Source organism: Pseudomonas sp. SR18 (assembly GCF_023701505.1).
In the GTDB taxonomy this organism is placed as follows: Bacteria; Pseudomonadota; Gammaproteobacteria; order Pseudomonadales; family Pseudomonadaceae; genus Aquipseudomonas; species Aquipseudomonas cyclaminis.
Genome location: NZ_JAMQAU010000003.1, coordinates 1 through 24,142, shown reverse-complemented (window position 1 = coordinate 24,142; position 24,142 = coordinate 1). Strand labels below are relative to the sequence as shown.

At 62.2% G+C, this 24,142-nt stretch carries 18 protein-coding genes; 6 read left to right on the top strand and 12 right to left on the bottom strand.

Annotation, left to right across the window (positions count from 1 at the left end; genetic code table 11):
• Window positions 1-10: 10 nt before the first annotated feature.
• Complete coding sequence (locus tag NDJ82_RS06160) at window positions 11-673, bottom strand: amino acid ABC transporter permease (protein WP_250925104.1); 663 nt, start codon at window positions 671-673, stop codon at window positions 11-13.
• Window positions 674-725: 52 nt separating this feature from the next.
• Window positions 726-1,574 (bottom strand): transporter substrate-binding protein, encoded by an 849-nt coding sequence (locus NDJ82_RS06155; protein WP_250925103.1) that lies wholly within the window; start codon window positions 1,572-1,574, stop codon window positions 726-728.
• 321 nt (window positions 1,575-1,895) lie between these two features.
• On the opposite strand from NDJ82_RS06155, the gene NDJ82_RS06150 reads away from it, so the two are divergent.
• Both NDJ82_RS06150 and NDJ82_RS06145 read left to right on the top strand, forming a co-directional pair.
• Window positions 1,896-2,144, top strand: coding sequence for a hypothetical protein (locus tag NDJ82_RS06150; protein WP_158877659.1), 249 nt, complete (start codon window positions 1,896-1,898; stop codon window positions 2,142-2,144).
• A gap of 85 nt (window positions 2,145-2,229) precedes the next feature.
• Complete coding sequence (locus tag NDJ82_RS06145) at window positions 2,230-2,586, top strand: thioredoxin family protein (protein ID WP_250925102.1); 357 nt, start codon at window positions 2,230-2,232, stop codon at window positions 2,584-2,586.
• On the opposite strand, the gene NDJ82_RS06140 is transcribed toward NDJ82_RS06145, so the two are convergent.
• Window positions 2,553-4,115, bottom strand: a complete 1,563-nt coding sequence (locus NDJ82_RS06140; protein WP_158877655.1) for a TerC family protein — start codon at window positions 4,113-4,115, stop codon at window positions 2,553-2,555. The genes NDJ82_RS06145 and NDJ82_RS06140 overlap by 34 nt on opposite strands.
• A 374-nt stretch (window positions 4,116-4,489) precedes the next feature.
• A complete protein-coding gene (gene sohB / locus NDJ82_RS06135; RefSeq protein WP_099583186.1) occupies window positions 4,490-5,515 on the bottom strand; it encodes a protease SohB in 1,026 nt (341 codons plus the stop codon).
• Between the two features lie 194 nt (window positions 5,516-5,709).
• On the opposite strand from sohB, the gene NDJ82_RS06130 reads away from it, so the two are divergent.
• Together NDJ82_RS06130 and NDJ82_RS06125 are read left to right on the top strand one after the other, a co-directional pair.
• Window positions 5,710-6,420 carry a histidine phosphatase family protein gene (locus NDJ82_RS06130; RefSeq protein WP_250925101.1) on the top strand — a complete coding sequence of 237 codons (711 nt, stop codon included), beginning with the start codon at window positions 5,710-5,712 and terminating at the stop codon, window positions 6,418-6,420.
• A gap of 56 nt (window positions 6,421-6,476) precedes the next feature.
• Entirely contained in the window at window positions 6,477-6,791 is a 315-nt protein-coding gene (locus NDJ82_RS06125) for an SCP2 sterol-binding domain-containing protein (RefSeq protein ID WP_099583184.1), read from the top strand.
• 125 nt (window positions 6,792-6,916) lie between these two features.
• Here the strand turns inward: NDJ82_RS06125 and NDJ82_RS06120 are convergent, their stop codons facing one another.
• The gene (locus NDJ82_RS06120; RefSeq protein WP_250925100.1) at window positions 6,917-9,544 is read right to left on the bottom strand and encodes an MGH1-like glycoside hydrolase domain-containing protein; all 2,628 of its coding nucleotides are present in this window, start codon (window positions 9,542-9,544) and stop codon (window positions 6,917-6,919) included.
• A gap of 199 nt (window positions 9,545-9,743) precedes the next feature.
• Here NDJ82_RS06120 and hglS point away from each other — a divergent pair, with 199 nt between their 5' ends.
• A complete protein-coding gene (gene hglS / locus NDJ82_RS06115; protein WP_250925099.1) occupies window positions 9,744-11,120 on the top strand; it encodes a 2-oxoadipate dioxygenase/decarboxylase HglS in 1,377 nt (458 codons plus the stop codon).
• Window positions 11,121-11,170: 50 nt separating this feature from the next.
• Here hglS and NDJ82_RS06110 read toward each other — a convergent pair whose 3' ends face one another.
• Window positions 11,171-11,395, bottom strand: coding sequence for an HP1242/YdcH family protein (locus NDJ82_RS06110; RefSeq protein WP_158877646.1), 225 nt, complete (start codon window positions 11,393-11,395; stop codon window positions 11,171-11,173).
• A gap of 175 nt (window positions 11,396-11,570) precedes the next feature.
• Between NDJ82_RS06110 and tkt the strand changes: the two genes are divergently transcribed.
• On the top strand, window positions 11,571-13,625 hold the full coding sequence (tkt, locus tag NDJ82_RS06105; protein ID WP_250925098.1) for a transketolase: 2,055 nt from the start codon (window positions 11,571-11,573) through the stop codon (window positions 13,623-13,625).
• A 171-nt stretch (window positions 13,626-13,796) separates the two neighbouring features.
• Here the strand turns inward: tkt and uvrA are convergent, their stop codons facing one another.
• From uvrA to lexA, 6 genes are all read right to left on the bottom strand, one after another.
• Window positions 13,797-16,316, bottom strand: coding sequence for an excinuclease ABC subunit UvrA (gene uvrA, locus NDJ82_RS06100; RefSeq protein ID WP_250925097.1), 2,520 nt, complete (start codon window positions 16,314-16,316; stop codon window positions 13,797-13,799).
• Between the two features lie 8 nt (window positions 16,317-16,324).
• Window positions 16,325-18,025, bottom strand: a complete 1,701-nt coding sequence (locus tag NDJ82_RS06095; protein WP_250925096.1) for an ATP-binding protein — start codon at window positions 18,023-18,025, stop codon at window positions 16,325-16,327.
• 90 nt (window positions 18,026-18,115) lie between these two features.
• Window positions 18,116-21,208, bottom strand: a complete 3,093-nt coding sequence (locus NDJ82_RS06090; protein ID WP_250925095.1) for an error-prone DNA polymerase — start codon at window positions 21,206-21,208, stop codon at window positions 18,116-18,118.
• The gene (locus tag NDJ82_RS06085; RefSeq protein WP_099583176.1) at window positions 21,184-22,596 is read right to left on the bottom strand and encodes a Y-family DNA polymerase; all 1,413 of its coding nucleotides are present in this window, start codon (window positions 22,594-22,596) and stop codon (window positions 21,184-21,186) included. Before NDJ82_RS06085 ends, NDJ82_RS06090 begins: the two co-directional genes overlap by 25 nt.
• A gap of 7 nt (window positions 22,597-22,603) precedes the next feature.
• On the bottom strand, window positions 22,604-23,218 hold the full coding sequence (gene imuA, locus NDJ82_RS06080) for a translesion DNA synthesis-associated protein ImuA (protein WP_099583175.1): 615 nt from the start codon (window positions 23,216-23,218) through the stop codon (window positions 22,604-22,606).
• The gene (lexA, locus tag NDJ82_RS06075; RefSeq protein ID WP_158878492.1) at window positions 23,218-23,835 is read right to left on the bottom strand and encodes a transcriptional repressor LexA; all 618 of its coding nucleotides are present in this window, start codon (window positions 23,833-23,835) and stop codon (window positions 23,218-23,220) included. The genes imuA and lexA overlap by 1 nt, the downstream gene beginning before the upstream one ends.
• Between the last annotated feature and the right edge of the window lie 307 nt (window positions 23,836-24,142).

Genomic DNA, 24,142 nt, shown 5'->3' with positions numbered 1-24,142 from the left:
GAAACCCTCCTTAACGACGGATCGCCAGACGCTGTTCCAGGTAGCGGAGCAGCATGGCAATGAGGTAACAGGCAGCCACGTAGAGCGCGGTCGTGACCATCCAGGTTTCAATCACCCGGTAACTTTCGACGTTGATCTTGCGGGCGTAATAGGTCAGCTCGGGCACTGCAATCGCAGCGGCCAGCGAGGTGTCCTTGAACAGTGAGATGAAGTTGTTCGAGAGCGCCGGCAGCACATTGCGCAACATCACCGGCACGGTGATATACGCACGGATACGCCACTCGCCGAGGCCGATCGCAAGCCCGGCTTCACGCAGCCCCTTGGGAATATTCAACAGCCCGGCGCGGAACACTTCGGTCAGATAGGCACCGGCGTACAACGACAACGTGATGATGAACGAGGGAACCTTGTCCAGCCGGATGCCCAGGCTCGGCAAGGCGAAGTAGATCAACAGGATCAGCACCAGGATTGGCGTGTTGCGGATCACCGTCACGTACACCGAGGCGAAGATGCGCAACGCACGGTGTTTGGACAGCATGGCAAACGCCATCAGCAGGCCGATCACGCAGCCGATGGCGATCGACAGCAATGCCAGTTGCAGGCCCAGGCCGAGCCCCGCCAGCAAGGTGTCGAAGTCGCGCCACACGGCGGCAAAGTTCAACTGATAGTTCATGGTCAACAGTACCTGGTTGGGGCGCCTTGACAGGCACCCCGGTTATTCCGGATCACTTGAATTCAACAGGGAAACCAATTGCCGGCTCAGGCAGGTCCACGCCGAACCACTGCTTGAACGAGGCCTTGTAGGTCGGGAATTCCACACCCGTCATGGCTTCATGCAGGGCGGTGTTGACAAAGTTCAGCCAGTCCTGGTCGCCACGTTTGACCGCGCACGCATAGGTTTGTGGGCTCCAGGCGTAGGCCGGGCTGCGGTAGCGGCCGGGGTTCTGCACCATCAGGTACTTGACCGAGGACTGGTCGGTGGCGGCAGCATCGGCGCGCCCGGAGTTCACGGCCTGGTACATCAGGTCGACACTGTCGTACTGGTCGACCTTGGCCTTGGGCAGCGCCTGGTGCACCAGTTCTTCGGCGTAGACGTTTTGCAGCACGGCCACGGTGACGCCATCACCCGCCGCCTGCAGGTCTTCAATCTCTTTGTACTTGCTGTTGTTCGGCAGCAGCAGGCCCACGCCTTCGCGGTAATACGGCAAGGTGAACGCCACCTGCTGCGCACGGCTGGCGGTGACGGTGATGAACTGGCAGCTCATGTCGACCTTGCCGGTCAGCAGATTGGGAATCCGCGCATCGGAAGACTGCACCACGAACTCGACCTTGGTCGGATCATTGAACAGCCCCTTGGCCACGATGCGGCCAATGTCGATATCAAACCCCTGCAACTTGCCATCCGCTCCCTGGAAGTGCCACGGCGCATTGGTACTGCCTGTACCCACGATCAAATGCCCACGTTTGAGCACGTTATCGAGCTTGCTGTCCGCCGCTTGCACAATGCCTGCGAGGGAAGCCGATGCGGCGAAGAGAAAAACACACGCGTTGAACACGGAAGGTCGGTGATGCATGACAAGCACTCCAGGAGTTGTGTATTCCGCTATACCGGAACTTAGTATGTAACAACGGAATAGACAGCAGAAAGTGTGCCATACGTGTTCGGCGAAAACTACGGACTCGATAAAGTCCTTGCTAATCAGCTACATAAATAGGCGCGTGAGCGGCGGCGTCTGCCCAGCCCCTGGAATCAGATTGCTACTCAAGGACTCACACAGCAGTGACAGCGCCATCGGGGTGCGTCACCGCTCCGTTACCGCGCACACTCGCACCGTGGAAAAACGCCTGAGCTGGGCTAGCCTTTGGCACAGACCCGAAAATAAGGACTGGTTCCAATGAAGCTTCGTCTCCCCCTGGTTTTGCTCGCTCTACTGGCAGCAGGCAGTGCCGCGGCAAGTAACGACCGCCGCGAATGTAAAGAGGAACTGCAAAAGCTCAAGGAGGCCTTCGATACCAACTACAGCAGCCAGAATCACCACGGCTACCGGCAGGCGAAGGCTTCCAGGGACAATGAGGAATACAGAAAATGTGCAAGCCAGGCCCGTAAGGCCCGGGAACGCGCAGAGCGTGCCAACGACGTGTAAGCCACTGCTACCTGTGAAAGTTGACAGTAGACCGGCGCAAACGCCTGCCTTAGCGTAAGCCCAAGGTGCTGAAGGGGGTTGCCCGATGAACTATGTCAACGCTGTGATCGAGGACAAGGCTGCGTTTGAGCGCGCGCTGGATACGCCGCTGCCGGTTTTCGTCGTATTTATTTCACATGATTGCCCGGCTTGCACTGACGCAATGCCGCGCTTCACGCGTATGAGCGAGAGGTATAAGGGCGGGATTAAAATCCTGATCCTTGACTGTACCGACACCCCTCGCCATCCCGAGGTCGATCGCATTCCCATGCTACTGATCTATCACAATAAAGCTCTGCTCGACACCGTTCCCGGCCTGGGTGAGCAGGCGCTAAAAAAGGCTTTCGAGCAGTACACCAGAAAAGAAGGTTACGGCGCAGGCACCGGCACCAGGCAAACTTGAGTCACACGCCGCTCCTCTACCGCCGCGACCGTCAACCGCCAACCCTCATGCTCCAGGCTATCGCCCACCACCGGCAGACGGTCGAGCAGACTCATCACCAGGCCGGCCAGGGTCTGGTAATCCTCGGTAGCGCTTGCCTTGAAGCCAGTGCGCCGACGAACCTGGGTGAGGTTCAAGGCGCCATTGGCGCGAAAGCCGTCAGCCTCCTCGACAATGTCCGGCCCTTCGATCTCACTGGCATCCGGCAATTCACCGGCGATGGATTCGAGGATGTCGGTCATGCTCAACACACCCATAAAATCACCGAATTCGTTGATCACGAACGCAATATGGGTCGACTCCTGGCGCATCTGCTCCAGGGCATTGAGGATCGAAAAACTCTCCAGCAGGTTGATTGCCCGACGCGCCAGGTGCTCCAGGTTCGGCTCGTTACCGGCCAGGTATTCCTTGAGCAGTTCCTTCTTGTGCACGAAGCCCAAGGGTTCATCCACCGCGCCATTACGGATCAACGGCAGTCGTGAGTAAGACGAATGCATCAGCTTCAGGCGAATCGTCTCGGCATCGTCCGCCAGGTCGATAAAGTCGACCTTGGCTCGTGGCGTCATCAGGCTGCGGATCGGCCGCTCGGCCAATTGCAGCACGCCGCTGATCATTACCCGTTCGCGGCGGTCGAACAGCGGGCCTTGGGCGGTATCCGGCTCACCCAGCAGGTCGGCCACCTCTTCGCCCACTTCTTCCACTGCCAGGCTGCGACCGCCGAGCAAGCGCATTACCGCGTGGGCGGTACGCTCACGCACCGGCAGCACGCCCTGCGCCGACTTCTTGCGACGGGCACGGGCGATCTGGTTGAACACCTCGATCAGGATCGAGAAACCAATCGCCGCGTACAGGTAACCCTTCGGAATATGGAAGCCCAGGCCTTCGGCGGTCAGGGCGAAACCGATCATCATCAAAAAGCCCAGGCACAGCATGATCACGGTCGGATGGGCGTTGACGAAGCGCGTCAGCGGCTTGCTCGCCACGATCATCAGGCCGATGGAAATGATCACCGCGATCATCATCACCGCCAGCTCATCGACCATGCCCACGGCGGTAATTACCGCATCCAGGGAGAACACCGCGTCGAGCACCACGATCTGCGCCACGATTGGCCAGAACATCGCATAAGCCACATTGCCCGTACGCTGGGCCACGTGCCCTTCAAGGCGCTCGTGCAATTCCATGGTGGCCTTGAACAGCAGGAACACACCACCAAACAGCATGATCAAGTCACGGCCGGAGAAGCTCTTGTCGAACACTTCGAACAGCGGCTGCGTGAGGGTTACCAACCACGAAATACTGGCCAGCAGGCCCAGGCGCATCAGCAACGCCAGGGACAAACCGATCAACCGCGCGCGGTCACGCTGCTCCGGCGGCAGTTTGTCTGCCAGGATCGCGATAAACACCAGGTTGTCGATACCCAGCACCAGTTCCAGCACAATCAAGGTCAACAGGCCGAGCCAGGCCGTTGGATCCGCTAACCATTCCATTAATATCAGTCTCTATCTAGGTTTCAGAATGCCGGACACGGCAAGACGCGGTCAGGAGACCGGGACAAGGTTAGCAGTCGGAATACGGGATGTTTCAGCGGGAACGGCAGCAGTAGGTGTCTTGGGGAAAGACGACTGGGGGGCTCCGAGAGGGTGTTCATGCAAATCCTGCGATGACAAAAGGACTTGAATCGTACAGCCGAAAGGTAATTTTCCTACAACGCAAAACTATTACAAGATCTGTATTCCCTCAGTCACCGCTGGACCAATGTGGGCGCGGGCTTGCTTGCGAAAGTGGAGTGCCAGTCGGTCCATGCTTGACTGATACACCGCCTTCGCGAGCAAGCCCGCTCCTACAGGGGATTACCTGCCTCTTACCAGAACCGCTGCTGGGTCAAGCGGCTCCACCACGTCAGCAACACACGGTCCACCGAACCGCTGGCCGCCAGGCCCACGCGCTCTTGCAGGCTTTTGCGCTCGGCATAATGCAGGTGGAACACCTCGGCGGTCGCAGCCTTGGTGGCGAGGTATTCGTCGCTGGTTTGCAGTTCGTCGACCAGTTGTTTGTCCAGGGCTGCAACGCCGAGCCACACTTCCCCGGTGGCCACGTCATCAATCGCCAACTGCGGGCGATAACGCGATACGAAGTTCTTGAACAGTTGATGGGTGATATCCAGGTCTTCCTGGAACTTCTCGCGACCCTTCTCGGTGTTTTCGCCAAACACTGTGAGGGTGCGTTTGTATTCGCCGGCGGTCAGCACTTCAAAGTCGATGTCGTGTTTTTTGAGCAGGCGGTTGACGTTGGGCAACTGCGCCACCACGCCGATGGAGCCCAGGATGGCAAACGGCGCGCTGATGATCTTCTCGCCGATGCACGCCATCATGTAGCCGCCGCTGGCCGCGACCTTGTCGATGCACACGGTCAACGGCACACCCGCCTGGCGGATACGCGCCAATTGCGACGAGGCCAGGCCGTAGCTGTGCACCATGCCGCCGCCGCTTTCCAGGCGCAGCACCACTTCGTCCTTGGGCGTGGCCAGGCTCAGCAGCGCGGTGATTTCATGGCGCAGGCTCTCGGTGGCCGAGGCCTTGATGTCACCGTCAAAGTCCAGCACGAATACCCGTGGCTTGGCCTCGGGTTTTTTCTTGCTGTTCTTCTTTTCGGTTTTGCTTTCGGACTTGCGCAGGGCTTTGAGCTGGTCCTTGTCGAGCAGGCTCGACTCCAGGCGCTCACGCAGGCCTTTGTAGAAATCGTTGAGCTTGCTGACCTGCAGTTGGCCGGCGGATTTGCGACGACCTTTGCTGCGCAGTGCGGCGAAGCTGATCAGTACCACCAGAATAGCGACCACCAGGGTGACAGTCTTCGCCAGGAAGCTGGCATATTCGGCCAAAAAATCCATGTTGCTCCTTACAAGTGCAGTGCGCGCGGCGCGGATTGCCCCAGCATACCGGCGGCACCGCCTCCGGGCCAGTGATCAAACCGCCAGCAAGCACAGCCTCCAATGCGCTTTTAAAACAAGCGTATGTTTTTTCATTGACAGCTCCCTGGCATCCTCATAACCTCGCCAGACTTCAACGTACCGGGAAAACGGACGTGGGCAGCATCTATCTGATTCGACATGGCCAGGCCTCCTTCGGTGCAGACGACTATGACGTCCTGTCGCCCGTCGGCGTGGAGCAGGCGCAAGTGCTCGGTCGCCACCTGGCGGACATGGGCCTGGTGTTCGACCGCTGCGTGGCGGGCGACCTGCGCCGCCAGCAGCACACTGCCACGGCTACCTTCGATCAATACCGTGCCCTTGGCCTGCCGGTTCCGGTCCTGGAAACCGACAGCGCCTTTAACGAATTCGATGCCGACGCAATCATCCGCGCCCTGCTCCCCGACCTGCTCACCACCGAACCCGACGCCCTGGACATCCTGCGCAACGCCGCGCAGAACCGCAGCGAATTCCAGCGCATCTTCGCCCTGATCATCGAGCGCTGGCTGGCCGGCACTTATGACACGCCGGGGCTCGAAAGCTGGTTGGGGTTTGTCGAACGCGTCCAGGGGGGCTTGCAACGCATTCTTGAAGCCGCGGACAACACACAGAAAATCGCCGTGTTCACCTCCGGCGGCACCATCACCGCCCTGCTCCACCTGATTACCCGAATGCCTGCCGCCCAGGCGTTCGAACTGAACTGGCAAATTGTTAACACCTCGCTCAACCAGCTGAAATTCCGCGGTCGCGAGGTGGCACTGGCTTCCTTCAACGGGCATACCCACTTGCAACTGTTGAAGGCGCCGCAACTCATCACCTTTCGATGAAGTGCGGCCAACCGTGACCCCAAGGTCACTGGACTCTACCCTAAAGGATCGAAACCATGACTGAAGTAGCCAAAGCTGTAGAAGCGATGAAAGCCAAGTTCAACCCAGCCGCAGCCGAAGGCCTGGACCTGGTGTTTGGTTTCCGTATCGACGACACCAAGAACTTTTCCCTGATCGTCAAAGACAAGACCTGCGAACTGCAGGAAGGCGAAAACCCAGACGCACAAGTGACCCTGGTCATGGACAGCGAAACCCTGGAAGGCATCGTCGACGGCTCGACTGACGGCATGCAGGCCTTCATGGGCGGCAAGCTGCGCGCCGAAGGCGACATGATGCTGGCCATGAAGCTGAGCGAACTGTTTCCTTCCTGATTCACGGGCAACCTTGAATCACTGTGAGAGGGGGCTTGCTTCCGATAGCGGTTTTCAGTCGATTCTGAGTTGACTGATCCACCGCTATCGGGGGCAAGCCCCCTCCTGCATTGGGTCGGTGGTATTCAGTTTTTGGGCTGCAGCAACAACGCCACCAACGCACTCCAGCCGGTCTGGTGTGATGCGCCCAACCCGCGCCCGGTCTCGCCATGGAAATACTCATGGAACAGCACCAGGTCACGGCTGAGGGGATCCGCTTCCAACTGCGAATACCCCGCCATCGACGGTCGACAGCCATTTTCATCCCGTAGAAACAATCCGGTCAGCCGCTGACTGAGACTGTCAGCCACTTCCTCCAGGGATGACAGATAACCGCTCCCAGACGGGTACTCCACCGAGAAGTTATCCGCGTAGTAGCGATGAAACTCACGCAGCGATTCAATCAGCATGTAGTTGACCGGCATCCACACGGGCCCCCGCCAATTCGAGTTGCCGCCATACAAGCGTGAATCTGATTCGCCAGGCTGGTAGCGGGCACACAGGGTGTCGCCATTCATCTTCAGCGCCAGCGGCTGCTCGGCGAACGCCTTGGACAGGGAGCGCACGCCAAAGGCCGAGAGGAACTCCTTGTCATCAAGCATGCGCCGCAGCAAGTCCTTGGTACGTTCACCGCGCAACAACGCCAGCAGCAGGCGATTGCCCTGCCCCGGCTCATTCCAGCGTGAGACCAACCTGGCCAGATCCGGTCGATGTTTCATAAAACCCAGCAATCGCTCGCGCAACCCCTCCAGCGCTTCGTGTTCGCGCTGCTCCAGCACCAACACGGCGAACAGCGGCATCAGGCCGACGATGGAGCGCAAGCGCACCGGTTCGCTCTGCCCGTCGGGGCGGTGCAGCACGTCGTAGAAGAACAGGTCCTGCTCATCCCACAGGCCTTCGGCGCTGTCGTCGACCCGGTTGATGGCGCCGGCGATATACAGGAAATGTTCGAAAAACTTCACCGCAATATCCACGTACACGGCATTGCGCTTGGCCAGTTCCAGGCCGATGCGCATCAAGTCCAGCGCATACGCGGCCACCCACGCCGTGCCGTCGGCCTGGTCCAACTGATACCCCGCCGGCAATGCCGCCGAGCGGTCGAACAGCGCAATGTTATCCAGCCCCAGGAAACCGCCCTGGAACAGGTTGCGGCCCTCGGCGTCCTTGCGGTTGACCCACCAGGAAAAATTCAACAGCAGCTTATGGAAAATCCGCTCCAGAAAATCCATATCGCCTACACCGGTCAACGCCTTGTCCTGCAGGTACACCCGCCAACTGGCCCAGGCATGCACCGGCGGATTGGCGTCGTCGAAGCGCCATTCATAGGCTGGCAATTGGCCGTTGGGGTGCATGAAGCGGTCCTTCACCAGCAACAATAGCTGTTGCTTGGCGTATCCCGGATCGATCAGCGCCATCGCCACCGCCTGGAAGCCTTGGTCCCACGAGGCGTACCACGGGTACTCCCAGGTGTCGGGCATGGAGAGAATGTCGAAGTTGGACAGGTGCCGCCAATGGGTATTGCGGATATGCAGGCGCTCAGGCGGCGGCGCGGGTTGCGCCGGGTCGCCGTCGAGCCATTGGTTCACGTCGAAATAATAGAGTTGCTTGGACCACAGCAAACCGGCCAGGGCCTGACGCTGCACGTTGCGCGCATCAGCATCGGCGATGCCGTGTTGCAGGGCCGCGTAGAAGTCGTCGGCTTCCTGGCGACGCTGTTCAAACAACTTGCGCGCATTGACCGCAGGCGCATCAACCGGGGCAAAACGCAGGTACAGGGTTTTGCTTTCGTCCGCCGCCAGCTCAAGGATGAAGCGCGCCGCGACCTTGGTGCCGGTGTCCCGGCGAATCGTGGATTGAGTGCCACTCACCACGTAGTCATTGATGCCATCCTTGAACGGCCCCGACGCCACTTTCCCGTCCAGCTTGACGACGTTGCTTTCGTTTTCGCAGAACAACCACTCCACGCCATCCTCGCCCCAGGCAGTCAGATGACGATCCGGCAATTCATGATGACGGGCCAACACTCGCTCGCCGTCGATCGACAACTGCGGCTTGGGCGCATCAAAGGTCCAGCTCCAGTCGTTACGCGCCCACGCCTGAGGCAATACCTGCAAGCGTGTCGGCTGCTCCGAGCGGTTATGCACGGTGACACGCATGAAAATATCGTCAGGCTGCTGCTTGGCATACTCGACGCTGACATCGCAATAGCGGTTGTCCTCAAACACGCCGGTATCGAGGATTTCATACTCGGCATCATCCAGCCCGCGACGGGCGTTTTCGGTAATCAGGTCGGTGTAGGGAAAGGCGCCATGGGGGTATTTGTAGAGCATGCGCATGTAGGCATGACTCGGTACGCCATCAACGAAAAAGTACAGTTCCTTAACGTCCTCCCCATGGTTGCCCTCGGCGTTATTGAGGCCGAACAGCCGCTCCTTGAGGATCGCGTCGCGCTCGTTCCACAGCGCCAGGCCCAGGCACCAGCGTTGGGCCTTGTCGCTGAAACCGGCCAGGCCGTCCTCGCCCCAACGGTAGGCGCGGCTGCGCGCGTGTTCATGGGGAAAGTAGGTCCAGGCATCGCCGTCGGCACTGTAGTCTTCACGCACCGTGCCCCATTGGCGTTCACTCAGGTACGGGCCCCATTCGCGCCAGCGCTCGGCGTCTTCGGTGGCCAAGCGTTGGCCTTCAATCGTTTGGGTAACGGGCGTGGCCGTCATGGGGTCCTCCATCGCCTACAAGGTGAGGAGCAGTGTAGAACCCATCGGCGCCCGGATGCACATGAAGACTTGGCAGAGCCTGGCATTCATTCATTTGCAGAATGAAGTCCAGAGGATTCTTCGTTTGCAAGCGCTCATGGAGCCCAACAAAATCCAGTAAAAGGCCATCGCCCTCTTCATCGTCATCAGGAAATTTTCTATGCCCAGTGCCGCACATGTCAGCCCCGACGAGATCCGCAAGGGCTTTTCCAAGGCCATGTCCGATATGTACCGGGACGAAGTCCCCTTGTATGGGGCGCTGATGGAACTGGTGGCCGAGACCAACGGCCGCGTGCTCGACAGCCAGCCAGGCCTGGCGCAACAGCTGCAACGCACCGGCGAAATCCAGCGCCTGGACATGGAGCGCCACGGCGCCATCCGCCTGGGCACGGCGGCCGAACTGGCCACGATCAGCCGCCTGTTTGCGGTGATGGGCATGCAGCCGGTGGGCTACTACGACCTCACGCCAGCCCGCGTGCCGGTGCACTCCACGGCGTTTCGCGCGGTGCACGAACACGCGCTGCAAGCCAGCCCGTTTCGAGTGTTCACTTCACTGCTGCGCCTGGAGCTGATTGAGAACCCCGAGCTACGCGCCTTCGCCGAAAGCGCACTGGCCAAACGTTCGATCTTCACCACCGGCGTCTTGGCGTTGATCGAACAGGCGCAAACACAAGGCGGCCTCAACGCCGACCAAGCCGACGAATTTATCCGCCAGGCCCTGGAAACCTTCCGCTGGCACCACACCGCTACCGTGACCGCCGCGCAATACCAGCAACTCAGCGACCAGCACCGCCTGATCGCCGACGTGGTGGCTTTCAAGGGCCCGCACATCAACCACCTCACCCCACGCACCCTGGACATCGACCAGGTGCAGGCCGCCATGCCCGGCAAGGGCATCACCCCCAAGGCCGTGATCGAAGGCCCACCGCGCCGTCAGTGCCCGATCCTGCTGCGCCAGACCAGCTTCAAGGCCCTCGACGAAGCCATCGCCTTTACCGACGCCCAAGGCAGTCACAGCGCGCGCTTCGGTGAAATCGAACAACGCGGCGTTGCCCTCACGCCCAAGGGCCGTGCCCTCTACGACCAGTTGCTGAACGCCGCCCGCGACGAGTTGGGCGCGTTCCCCAACGAATCCAACGCCGCTCACTACATGCAATTGATGGAACAGCACTTCCAGGCCTTCCCGGACAACCACGACCAGATGCGTGAACAAGGCCTGGCGTACTTCCGCTACTTCGCCACGCCAAAAGGCCTGGCAGCACGCGGCCACGCCGATCAACCACGCACACTGCAAGCGCTGATCGCCGCCGGTCATGTGAATGTGGAGCCGTTGGTGTATGAGGATTTTCTGCCGGTGAGTGCGGCGGGGATATTTCAATCGAACCTGGGGGATGCCGCGCAGAGTCACTACGCAGCCCAATCAAACCGGGCGCAATTCGAGGAGGCCTTGGGGCGCAGGACTATCGATGAATTGCAGTTGTACGGCGAGACGCAGCAGCGGTCGATGGATGCATGCACCCAGGCATTGCTGGCGTAAACCACGGCGGGAGCGAGCTTGCCCGCTCCCGCACGGGGCTCGGTCCGGGCTTAACCCAATCGCTGCACAATCTCGTCTTTGATCAACAGACGTTTCTTCTTCAGCACCTCCACCTCCATGTCGTCGGCCTTGCGCGACTCCGCCTCCAGCACATGCTCGTCGGCAGCTGCATATTGCGTGAGCAGCGAGTCCAGACGTTTATCACTCGCCCTGCGTTCGTGAACGACTTCCTTGCTCAAACCCAGATCCTGATACAGGTCGTGTTTCACTGGCATGACGTACCTCCGCAAGTTGATCAATGGCCTACATACCAGACGCTAGCCCATTCCAGCAGGTCTTGTCATGTTTGCGCTCAATACATCCCCGTTCGTCGCGGCAACGGCAATAGGATCAAACCTTCGCCACGCACTGCCCTCCACTGTAGATCGTCACTTGAGGGAGACCGGTTTCATGACTCATGCCGCAACCACCGTCGACACCCTATGCATCAACACCCTGCGCACCCTGGCGATGGACGCCGTGCAGAAGGCCAACTCCGGCCACCCAGGCACGCCCATGGGCCTGGCGCCGGTGGGATACACCCTGTGGAGCCGGTTTTTACGCTATCACCCCGAGCATCCCGACTGGCCCAACCGCGACCGGTTTGTGTTGTCGGTGGGGCATGCGTCGATGCTGTTGTATTCGCTGCTGCACCTGGCCGGTGTGGTGGAGATTGATGCCCATGGCCAGCGCACCGGGCAGCCGGCAATCAGCCTGGACGATATCAAGCAGTTCCGTCAGGCCGACTCCAAGACCCCAGGCCATCCGGAATACCGCATGACCACCGGCGTGGAAACCACCACCGGCCCCCTCGGCCAGGGGTGCGCCAACAGTGTGGGCATGGCCATGGCCGAGCGCTGGCTGGCTGAGCGTTTCAACCGCGACGATCAGGTGGTGTTCGACTACAACGTCTACACCCTGTGCGGCGACGGCGACATGATGGAGGGCATCAGCAGCGAAGCGGCGTCGATGGCCGGGCATTTGAAGCTGGATAACCTTTGCTGGATCTACGACAACAACACCATCAGCATTGAAGGCCACACCGAACTGGCGTTCAGCGAAGACGTGATCAAGCGCTTCCAGGCCTATGGCTGGCACACCTTGTACGTCACCGACGCCAATGACTTGCAGGCACTGAGCGCGGCCCTGGAGACCTTCCAGGCGAACACTGGCGCGCCGACCCTGATCGTGGTCGACAGCGTGATCGGCTACGGCTCGCCCCACAAGCACAACACCGCCGCCGCCCATGGCGAGCCGTTGGGTGACGAGGAAATCCGCCTGACCAAGGCCGCGTATGGCTGGCCGCAGGATTCCAGTTTCCTGGTGCCGGATGAGGCGCGCACGCTGTTGCGGGATGCGCTGCACGCCCGCGCCGAACCGTTGTTCCAGCAGTGGAACCAGACCCTGTCGCGTCTCGACCCGCAACTGGCCGATGAACTGCAGCGGATGCGTGCCGGGGAGATGCCCAAGCACTGGCAGGCTGACCTGCCGGGTTTTGCCGCCGATGCCAAGGGCGTCGCCAGCCGGGCGGCGGGCGGCGAAGTGCTGAATGCCTTCGCCCGGCAAATCCCCTGGCTGCTCGGTGGCTCGGCGGACTTGTCGCCGTCGACCAAGACCAACCTGACCTTCGACGGCGCCGGGCGTTTCAGCGCCGATGACTACAGCGGGCGCAACCTGCATTTCGGTATTCGCGAACACGCCATGGGCGCCATCGCCAATGGCATGGCACTGTCGTACCTGCGCCCGTACACCTCGACCTTCCTGGTGTTCAGCGACTACATGAAACCGCCGATCCGCCTGGCGGCAATCATGGAACTGCCGGTGGTGTTTGTGTTTACCCACGACTCCATCGGCGTGGGTGAGGATGGGCCGACGCACCAGCCCATCGAACACCTGACGCAGTTGCGGGCCACGCCGGGGTTGCTGACCCTGCGACCGGGCGATGCCAATGAAACCCTGGAGCTATGGAAAGTTGCCCTGGCGCAAACCCACCGGCCAAGCTGTGTGGTGCTGTCGCGCCAGCCGCTGCCGACGTTGGATCGCACGCACTATGCTTCAGCTTGCGGAGCTGCCAAAGGCGCTTATGTGCTGGCGGGGGCGGATGAACCCCAGGTGATCCTGATCGGCACGGGCAGTGAAGTCAGCCTTGCAGTAGCCGCTTATGAGCAACTCAAGAAGGACGGGATTACCGCGCAGGTGGTCTCGATGCCGAGCTGGGAGTTGTTCGAAGAACAGGACCAGGCCTATCGCGACAGCGTGTTGCCGCCGGCGGTGAAAGCGCGGGTAGTGGTGGAACAGGCCGGGCCGTTGGGGTGGGACCGTTATGTCGGCCAGACCGGCGCCAAGGTGGTGATGAACAGCTTCGGGGCGTCGGCGCCGTTGGCCAAGTTGCAGGAGAAGTTTGGGTTTACGGTTGAGCATGTGGTGAACCAGGCCAAGCAACAAATCGACCTGGCCGGCCACTGATCACCCTGTGGGAGGGGGCTTGCCCCCGATGGCCATAGGTATCTACACAACTTCCAGTGGATGCTGAATCTATGGCAAATGGGCTGTTGTGGTGAGCGGGCTTGTCCCGCTCACCACAGTGTTATGTGTAAGCCTTTGAGAGTTGTGTAGATACCTATGCCCCGATAGCGGTTAGGTCAACTCGCGGGCGAGGAACGGCGCGGTCCGGCTCTTCTTGCTCTTGGCAACTTTTTGCGGCGTGCCGCTGGCCACCACCTGCCCGCCCAAATCCCCTGCCCCAGGCCCGATATCGATTACCCAGTCACTCTGGGCCACCACGCGCATTTCATGCTCGACCACCACCACGGTGTGCCCTGCATCCACCAAATGATTGAGCTGGCTGAGCAGGCGATCCACATCCCGTGGATGCAGCCCGGTCGTTGGCTCATCCAACACATACAAGGTCGCGCCACGGGCATTGCGTTGCAGCTCGGTGGCCAATTTGATGCGCTGCGCCTCACCACCGGACAGTTCGGTGGCCGGTTGGCCCAGCCTCAGGTAACCCAGTCCGATATCCCGCAGCACCTGCAACGAGCGCAACACCCCTGGCTGCTCGGCAAAGACCTCGACGGCCTGCTCGACGGTCAAACCCAGCACCTGAGCGATGCTCAGGCCTTGCCATTTGATCGCCAAGGTCTCGGGGTTGTAGCGTGCGCCGTGGCAGGTCGGGCACGGTGCGTACACGCTGGGCATAAACAGCAACTCGACGCTGACAAAACCTTCGCCCTCGCAGTTCGGGCAACGGCCTTTGGCAACATTGAAGGAGAACTGACCCGCATCGTACTGGCGCTTCTTGGCTGCCGGCGTGGCGGCGAACAGTTTGCGCACGTTGTCGAACAGCCCGGTGTAAGTCGCGAGATTCGAGCGCGGCGTGCGGCCAATGGGTTTCTGATCCACCTGCACCAGGCGGCGGATCTGCTCCAGCCCGGCGCTGATCTGCCCGCCACTGGTGTGCGGCGTGTCATCTTCCAGGCTCGGTTCTTCGTCGTTTTCCACCACGCGCCCGAGGCCACTGCCTACCAATTCCAGGAGCGCCTGGCTGACCAGGCTGGACTTGCCCGATCCGGAAATACCGGTCACCGAGGTGAAGCAACCCAAGGGAAAATCCACGCTCAGGTCGTTGAGGTTATTGCGCGTCACGCCTTCCAATTTCAACCAGCCGTTGGGTTCGCGGCGAGCTGGATCTACCGCGCGCCGCTCGGCAAACAAATACTCACGGGTCTGGGACGCCTGCACATCCGCCAACCCCGAAGGCGGCCCGCTGTACAGCACATGCCCGCCATGCTCACCGGCAGCCGGGCCGACGTCGATCAGCCAGTCGGCGCGGCGCATGGTTTCCAGGTCATGCTCCACCACAAACAGTGAATTGCCTGCGGCCTTCAGGCGCTCAAGCGCGCTGAACAACGCCTCGCCATCCGCCGGATGCAAGCCCGCCGAGGGCTCATCCAGCACGTAGATCACCCCAAACAACTGCGAGCCCAATTGGGTGGCCAGGCGCAGACGCTGCAACTCCCCGGACGACAAGGTCGGCGTGCTGCGCTCCAGGGACAGATAACCCAAGCCCAGTTCGATCAAGGTGCTGACTCGCTCCAGCAGGTCCTGGGCGATACGCTGGGCGGCCAGGCGTTTCTCCACCGACAGCTTCATCGTGTCCTGCCCCGCCGCCACCGGCCGCAGCAGGTCGGCCAACTGCGCCAACGACAACTGGGATAACTCGCCAATATCCACCCCGGCAAACTTCACTGACAGCGCCGCCTGGGTCAGCCGTTTGCCTTCACACAAAGGGCAGGCGCTGCCCTGCATGAACTGCGACACGCGCTTTTTCATCAGTGCGCTTTGGGTGTGGCTGAAGGTGTGCAGGATGTAGCGCCGTGCGCCACTGAACGTGCCCTGGTAACTGGGCTCCAGCTTGCGTTTAAGCGCCTCGCGGGTTTGCTCCGGAGTGAACCCGGCATACACCGGCACAGTGGGGGTTTCTTCAGTGAAGAGGATCCAGTCGCGCTGTTTTTTCGGCAGGTCGCGCCATGGGATATCCACGTCATAGCCCAGGGTCACCAGGATGTCGCGCAGGTTCTGGCCCTGCCACGCCAGCGGCCAGGACGCCACCGCACGCTGGCGGATGGTCAACGAAGGATCGGGCACCATCAGCGCCTCGGTCACTTCGTAGACACGGCCCAGGCCATGGCATTGCGGGCACGCGCCTTGGGGCAGGTTCGGCGAAAAATCCTCGGCATACAGCATCGTTTGCCCCGCCGGGTAGCTCCCGGCGCGGGAGTAAAGCATGCGGATCAGGCTCGACAAGGTGGTGACGCTGCCCACCGAAGACCGCGCACTCGGCGTGCCACGCTGCTGTTGCAGGGCCACGGCGGGTGGCAGGCCTTCGATGCTGTCCACGTCGGGCACGCCGACCTGGTCGATCAGGCGCCGCGCATAGGGCGCCACCGACTCAAAGTAGCGCCGCTGGGCCTCGGCATACACCGTGGAAAATGCCAGGGACGACTTGCCCGAACCGGACACGCCGGTAAACACCACCAGGGCATCTCGGGGAATGTCCACGTCGACGTTTTGCAGGTTGTGCTCGCGGGCGCCGCGCACCCTGACAAAGCCTGGGCGCTGGGCAGTGATCGCAGGGATGTTGCGCTGTGAAGTCATGGTCAACCTTATCGTGCGGTGAGCACGCTGCGCACCCGTAGCGTCAGGGCTTCGGGGCTGTAGGGCTTGCTCAGCAGATGAATGTCGGGGCTCAGCAGATGGTTGCTGGAGAGGATGTCGCGGGTGTGGCCGGAGGTGAACAGCACCGGCACTGGAGGGGTTTGTGCGCGGGCCCACGCGGCCAGGTCGGTGCTTTTAACGCGACCGGGCATGACCACGTCGGTAAAAATCAGCTCGGGTTGCAGGCCGGTTTTAAGCTTCAACATGGCCTGGTCGCCATCTTCGGCGGTGATGACCGTATAGCCCGATTGTTCGAGCACATCCACCACGGTCAGGCGCACGCCTTCGTTGTCTTCGACCACCAGGATGGTTTCCTGGCCGCCGACCGATTCGACCGGCTCGACTGACGCCTCAAGGCATTCCTCGCCCAGGCAGCGCGGGAAGTACAACTGCACCACGGTGCCCTGGCCTTCTTCGCTGCGGACATCGACATGTCCACCGCTTTGGCGCACAAAGCCGAACACCATGCTCAAGCCCAGGCCGGTGCCGTGGCCGTCGCGCTTGGTGGTGAAGAACGGCTCGAACACCTTGGCCTGGATCGCCGGCGGCATGCCCATGCCGGTATCGGTGACCGCCAGGCGCACATATTCGCCGGGGCTGATGCTTTTGCCGATGCAATCGCCAGGGTTAAGGATGATGTTTTCGCCACTGATGCGGATCACGCCCTCGCCTTTCATGGCATCGCGGGCATTGATCGCCAGGTTGAGCAGCGCATTTTCCAACTGGTTGCGGTCGACGTTGATGTGCCAGGAATCCTGGGGCAATTGCACATCGATATGAATGGTTTCACCCAGCGCACGCTGCAACAGTTCGCCAAGGCCAGCATAGATGCGTTGCGGGTTGTACACCGCCGGCGACAACGGCTGGCGCCGGGCAAAGGCCAGCAACTGCGCCGACAATTTGGCCCCGCGCTCCACCGCCGCAATGGCCGCGCTGACGCGGCGCTGCACCTGGGCGTTGTCCGGCTCATGGCGAGCCAGCAGGTGCAGGTTGCCGGCGATCACTTGCAGCAGGTTATTGAAGTCGTGGGCCACGCCGCCGGTGAGGCCGCCGATGGCTTCGAGTTTTTGCGATTGGCGCAACTGGTCCTCGGCAGCGGAGCGGGCCTGCACTTCAGCGGCCACCCGTTGTTCGAGGTTATGGGTAAGTTCCTGGCGCACCTGTTCAGACTTCACCAGTTCGGTGGTCTCGACCACAATCGCCAGCACCCCGGCCGGTTGCTGGTTATCGCCGGCGACGGGGCTGTAATACAAGTCCAGCCACACCGTTTCCGGCTGGCCATTGCGCAGCAGCACCAGGTCTTTGTTATTGAACGACAGAGTGCCGCCAGCCAGGCAGGTGTCCACCACGTGGCGATTGAAGTCGGCCACTTCCGGCCAGCCCAGCTCCACCGGCGTGCCCAGCAGGTACGGGTGCCGGCCACCGGCAAACGCCGAATAGCTGTCGTTGTAGATCATGTAACCGGCCCGCCCCCACAACATCACCATGGGTACCGGCGACGCGAGCATCATCTGCACGGTGCAGGCCAGGCTGGTGGACCACTGGTCAATGGGGCCAAGGTCGGTGGTCGACCAATCGAACGTACGAATACGCTGGGCCATTTCACCGGCCCAACCGTCACAGCCATGGGGGTTGGATAGAAATTGCATGGTTCGGCTCAGTGCAGAAGAGAGGACAGTCGCCATTTTTGGAGCTTACACGGCGCAGATGGTTTCATCTGGTATAAATTTGGGAGCACCTCAGTGAAAATCCCGGCTGCGCACGTGCATGCCGTCCAGCAATGGCGTGAGGTCGGTGAGGCGCCCGGCAATCAGGTGCCGCACTTCGCCGACCGCTTCCCAGCGCCCGTCCACCTTGAGCAGCCGTGACCCCACCAGCGCCTGGCGCTGACGTTCGGCCAAGTCGCGCCAGACCACCACATTGAGGTTGCCGAACTCGTCCTCCAGGGTCACAAAGGTCACACCGCTGGCGGTACCTGGGCGCTGCCGCCCCGTGACCAACCCCGCGACACTCACATTGCGCCCATGCTCCACCGCCATCAGCTCGCGGGAACTGCGACAACGCCGCTGGCGCAATTCCTCGCGCAACAACGCCAGCGGATGTGGGCCGAGGGTGGTACCGACGGTGGCGTAATCGGCCTGCACGTCTTCGCCGACCGTCGGCGCGGGCAACGCGACCACAGCTTCGTCGGGGCTGGGCAGCCCGGCGAACAGCCCCAACTGTTTGTGCACCCCCGCCACGTCCCAGCGCGCCTGGTGCCGGTTGCCGGCCAAGGCGCGCAAGGCGCCGGCGTCGGCCAGCAAGGCCTGGGCGCGGGCATCCAACCCGGCGCGCTCGTCCAGGTCGGCAATATCGCTGAACTGCTGGCGTTGGCGCGCAGCCTCGATGCGTCGCCCATCCTCCTCACGAAACCCCGCGATCATGCGCAAGCCCATGCGGATCGCCGGTTGCTGGCCGTCGATGGGTTCCAGGCTGCAATCCCAGTCGCTGGCCTGCACATCCACCGGGCGAATCTGCAAGCGATGGCGCCGTGCGTCCTGCAGGATCTGGTCCGGGCTGTAGAACCCCATGGGCCAACTGTTGATCAGCGCACAGGCAAATGCCGCGGGCTCGTGGCATTTGAGCCAGCAACTGGCGTAGGTCAGCAAGGCGAAACTGGCCGCGTGGGACTCGGGAAAGCCATAGCTGCCAAAACCCTTGATCTGCTCGAAAATCTGCGCGGCAAACTCTTCGGTGTAGCCGTTTTTCAGCATGCCGGTGCGCAAGCGCGCCTGATGCGGCTCCAGGCCGCCGTGACGTTTCCACGCGGCCATGGAACGGCGCAGCTGGTCGGCCTCGCCAGGACCGTAGTCGGCGGCGACCATGGCGATCTGCATCACTTGCTCCTGGAACAATGGAATGCCCAAGGTGCGCTCCAGCACCGTTTTCAATTCCGGCGATGGATAAGTGGTGGGCTCTTCCTTGTTACGCCGTCGTAGATACGGATGCACCATGCCGCCCTGGATCGGCCCAGGCCGGACGATAGCGACCTCGATCACCAGATCATAAAAAGTCTGCGGCTTGAGCCGGGGCAACATCGACATCTGCGCCCGCGACTCGATCTGGAACACGCCGATGGTGTCGGCCTTGCTGATCATCGCGTAGGTGGCCGGGTCTTCCTTGGGGATCGTCGCCAGCGCCAGGTCGAGGTTGCGATGGCGGCGCAGCAGATCGAAGCAGCGGCGGAGCGCACTGAGCATGCCCAAGGCGAGGATATCCACCTTGAGCAGGCCCACGGCATCCAGATCGTCCTTGTCCCATTGAATGATGGTGCGCTCGGCCATGGCCGCGTTTTCCACCGGCACCAGGGTGTCCAGCGGGTATTCGGAAATCACGAAACCGCCAGGGTGCTGGGACAGGTGCCGGGGAAAGCCGATCAGTTGCCGGGTGAGCGTGAGCACCCGGCGCAGGATCGGGCTGTCCGGGTCGAAGCCGCCTTCACGCAGGCGCTCCAGCGGCGGCGCATCGTCACTCCAGCGCCCGCAGCAGTCGGCCAGCGCGTTGATCTGGTCCGGCGGCAACCCGAGGGCCTTGGCCACATCGCGCACTGCGCCGGCGGCGTGGTAGCTGCTGACCACCGCCGTCAGCGCCGCACGGGTGCGGCCATAGCGCTGGAACACGTACTGCAACACTTCTTCGCGGCGTTCGTGTTCGAAGTCCACGTCGATATCCGGCGGCTCGTTGCGCTCGCGGGACAGGAAGCGCTCGAACAACATATTCGTCAGGCTCGGGTTGATCTCGGTGATGCCCAAGGCAAAACACACCGCCGAGTTGGCCGCCGAGCCACGGCCCTGGCACAGGATCGAGCGGCTGCGGGCGAAACGCACAATGTCATGCACGGTGAGGAAGTAGCTTTCGTAGCCCAGCTCGCTGATCAGTTCCAGTTCGTTGTTGATCTGCTGCAAGGTCTTGGCGTCGATACCGTGAGGCCAGCGCAGGACGATGCCTTCTTCGGTAACGGCGCGCAGCCAGGATTTGGCGTCATGCCCTGCGGGCACCAGCTCTCGCGGGTAGTGATAACGCAACTGGCCGAGGTCGAAGGTGCAGCGGCGGGCGATGGCCAGGGTTTCATCAAGCAAGGCTTGGGGGTACAGCGCACTCAGGGCCTCAAGACTGCGCAGATGCCGCTCGCCATTGGGGTGCAGACGCGTACCGGCTTCGGCCACCGGGACGTGATGGCGGATGGCGGTCATGGTGTCTTGCAGGGCGCGGCGGCCGCGCGCATGCATATGCACATCGCCGCAGGCCACTGCCGGGATATCCAGGCTGGCGGCCAGGCGCAGGCGCTGCTCCAGATAGCGCGCATCGTCCTGGCCGCAATGCAGGTGCACCGCCAGCCACAGGCGCTCGGCGAAGGTGCGGCGCAGCCATTGAATCGAGGCCTGGGTGTCGCTGTCGTCGGCGACCCAGAACGCCAGCAGGCCATTGAGGGGTTGATCGAAGTCCTCGTGAAGCAGGCGATAGTGGCCTTTTTCGGCACGCCGTCGCGCCAGGGTGATCAAGCGGCATAGTTGCTGGTAGCCGCTGAGGTTTTCCACCAGCAGCACCAGTTTCGGGCCGTTTTCGATGCGCACTTCGCTGCCGATAATCAGCGGTAACTCCACCGCCTTCGCCGCCTGCCAGGCCCGCACGATGCCCGACAAGGTGCATTCATCGGTGATCGCCAACGCGCTGTAGCCCTGGCGTTTGGCCCGCTCGAACAACTCCAGCGCACTGGACGCGCCGCGCTGAAAACTGAAGTTGGACAGGCAATGCAGCTCGGCGTAGCTCATGCAAACCAGCCTTGCAGCCACAAGCCATCGCCCTGCCCCACGCTGCGATAGGCCCAGCCACGCTGGCCGGCGCGGGTCTGGATCAGGTAATAGTCGCGGCGGATATCGGCGCCGTCCCACCAGCCGGACTCGATACGTTCCGGGCCCATCAGGATCTGCACGCCCTGCTCGGCCAGCAAGGTGGGTGCGCTGAGCAGCCAGCCGGGGCGTTGCGCCTTGTTCAAGGTCGGGCATGGGCGACTGTCAGCGGTGGCTTGCCAGGCGCACTCCGGGCGGTGGTCGGCATGAAAACGCAGGCCTTGCACGGCCTCATCCCCCAAGCGTGCGCGCAGGCGTTCGCGCAGTTGCTCCCAGGGCAGGGTCTGTTGCGGGCGGTCGTCGAACAGGTCCTGGCGCTGCGGCACAAACACCGGCAGGTCCTGGGCCACCAGGCGAAAGCCGCGCACCGGTGCGCTGACTTGCACCTGCTCCAGGCGCCCACGGGCCAGTTCGAACAGCATCGCCGGTTCGCGCTCGGCGCTGAGCAGGCCGACCTTGATCACGCTGTCGGGGATCTGGGCGTGTTCCAGGTGCAGGTCGAAACGCTGCACACCACTGTCGCGTCCGCAGAGGAAGGCGGATAGATCACCGGTCAAGCGTCGCAGCGGGAACAGCAGCGCCTGGTGGGACTGCACGTCGAAATTCAATTCGATGCGCGCATCGAACTGGTCCGGCGGCTGGTAAAACCCCAGGGCCAGCGGGCGTTGCCCCGTCAATGCATCCAGGTGTTTGAGCAGGCCGGCATCAAACCGTCGCGCCAGGGTGTGCCGGGGCAAGGCTTGCACTTGGGCCAGGGTACGCAGGCCCATGCGTGACAAGGCGATAGCAGCCTGAGGTTCAAGGCCGGCGCGGTCGATGGGCAGCGGTGCCAGGGCCTGCATCAACGCCTCATCGTCGATGGCCATGCCATCGTAGATATTGGCCAGCACCCGCGCCGCCGCCGGGTTGGGCGCGGCGACGATGCGGTGACGAAAGCCCAGTTCGGTCAACTCCTTGCGCAAGCGCGCTTCAAACTGCGGCCAGGGCCCGAACAGGCCCAGGCTCGATTCGATCTCGAACAGCAACGCACGCGGGTAATGCACACTGACCTGGGAGCTGAAGCGATAGGCCCAGGCTGCCAGGAACTGCTGCCAGCGTTCGATTTCCACGGGGTCGTATTCGGCGCTGGCAAAGGTCTTGGCCAGGGCATGGGCCGCCGTCAGGGAAAGGCCCGGACGCAGGCCCAAGGCGCGGGCAGCCTCGTTGACGGTTTGCAGCACGCGCCGCTGCGGCGTACCGGCCAGCAGTGCGAGGGGTTGGTCGGGCTCGGGGTGCACACGCTGCACCCCGTCCAGCGCCAATTGCGGGAAGACAATACACACCCAGCGCATGGCAACCTCAATGCCCGGCCAGCGCAATCGGCGCCGGATGGGCCAAGCCGCCACGGCACTTGATCACCCGCACTTGCGCGGGTTTTGCCTCGACCGCCAGACGCAGGGCCGCAGGCGATGCGTTGATCGCCTCACTCAAGGCGCGCCAGGCAAACGCCAGGGTCTGGCCGGTTTCCGCCGCCACCTGCAAGCGCCGCAACGCCCGGTCATCGGCCTTGCGCGGCCAGCACAGCACCGCGCCGCAACTGCCGGAGCGCAGGCACTGCTCCACGGCCCACAGCGCATCGCGCTCCTCGGCCTGGATCACCGAGAGCTGACGCACATCCACGCCGGCGTTCTGCCACGCGTGGGGATACGGCGTGTAGGGCGGCGCCACCAGCACAATCCGCTCCCCCGCCTTTGACAAGCGTGCCAGGGTCGGCAGCACCAGTTGCAGTTCGCCGATGCCCTCCTTGGCCATAAGGATTTCACTCAAGGCCGATTCCGGCCAGCCGCCGCTGGGCAGCACCGCATCCAGCGCAGCCAGCCCGGTGGGATGAACACTGGCCGCAGGCGCGACCGGCCGGCCCTTCCAGACGCGGCCGCCATTGAACAGCGCATCCAGGGCAACGACGGCACCCATCAGCCTTGCCTCACCAGGCCGCAGAACACCCCTTCGATGGCCAGGTCCTGGTCAGGGCCCACCACGATGGGTTGATACGCGGGGTTGCGCGGCAGCAGGCGCACGCGGTCGCCACTGCGTTCGAAACGCTTGATGGTGACTTCGCCATCCAGGCGCGCCACCACGATCTGCCCGTTCAACGCCTCGGCACTGCGGCGTACGCCGACCAGGTCGCCGTCGAGGATACCGTCTTCGATCATCGAGTCGCCCTGCACGCGCAGCAGGTAATCGGGGGTTTTCGCGAAGGTGCCGGGGTCGAGTTGCAAGCGGCTGTGCACTTCGGCATCGGCGCCGATGGGCAGGCCGGCGGCGACTCGACCGAGCACGGGCACGTCCAGCCATTCTGGGCGCGCGGGTTGGTTGAGCAGGCGGATACCGCGCGCCTGGTTGGGGTTGACCTCGATGAAGCCGGCTTCGGTCAGGGCCACGACGTGTTTACGCGCGACGCTGCGGGAGGCGAAGCCGAACGCCTCGGCGATCTCGGCGAGGCTGGGGGGCTGGCCTTGTTGCGCGATGCGGTCGCGGATGAAGGTCAGGATGGCGGTGCGGCGGGGGGTCAGGGTTGTCATGGAGTACATTTGTACTCTTGTGGGAAATTTCTTACAAGAGCCGGTAGTCGGGTCGGGTTGGGTTGGGTTGGGTTGGGTTGGGTTGGGTTGGGTTGGGTTGGGTTGGGTTGGGTTGGGTTGGGGACATATCCGTTATTTGGGTAATGGCTGATATTGGTTCCGCCCTTACGGCGGGTCACTTTGGAAAAGAGCCCCAAAGTAACCAAAGGGCTCTTGCCCCAACACTCGGCACCTCGCCTAGGCTCGGTGTGCCCTCACTCCGGCTTGAATCCGTGGGCCGCCGCGATGGGCCATCCTTGGCCCAGCGCGGCTAACC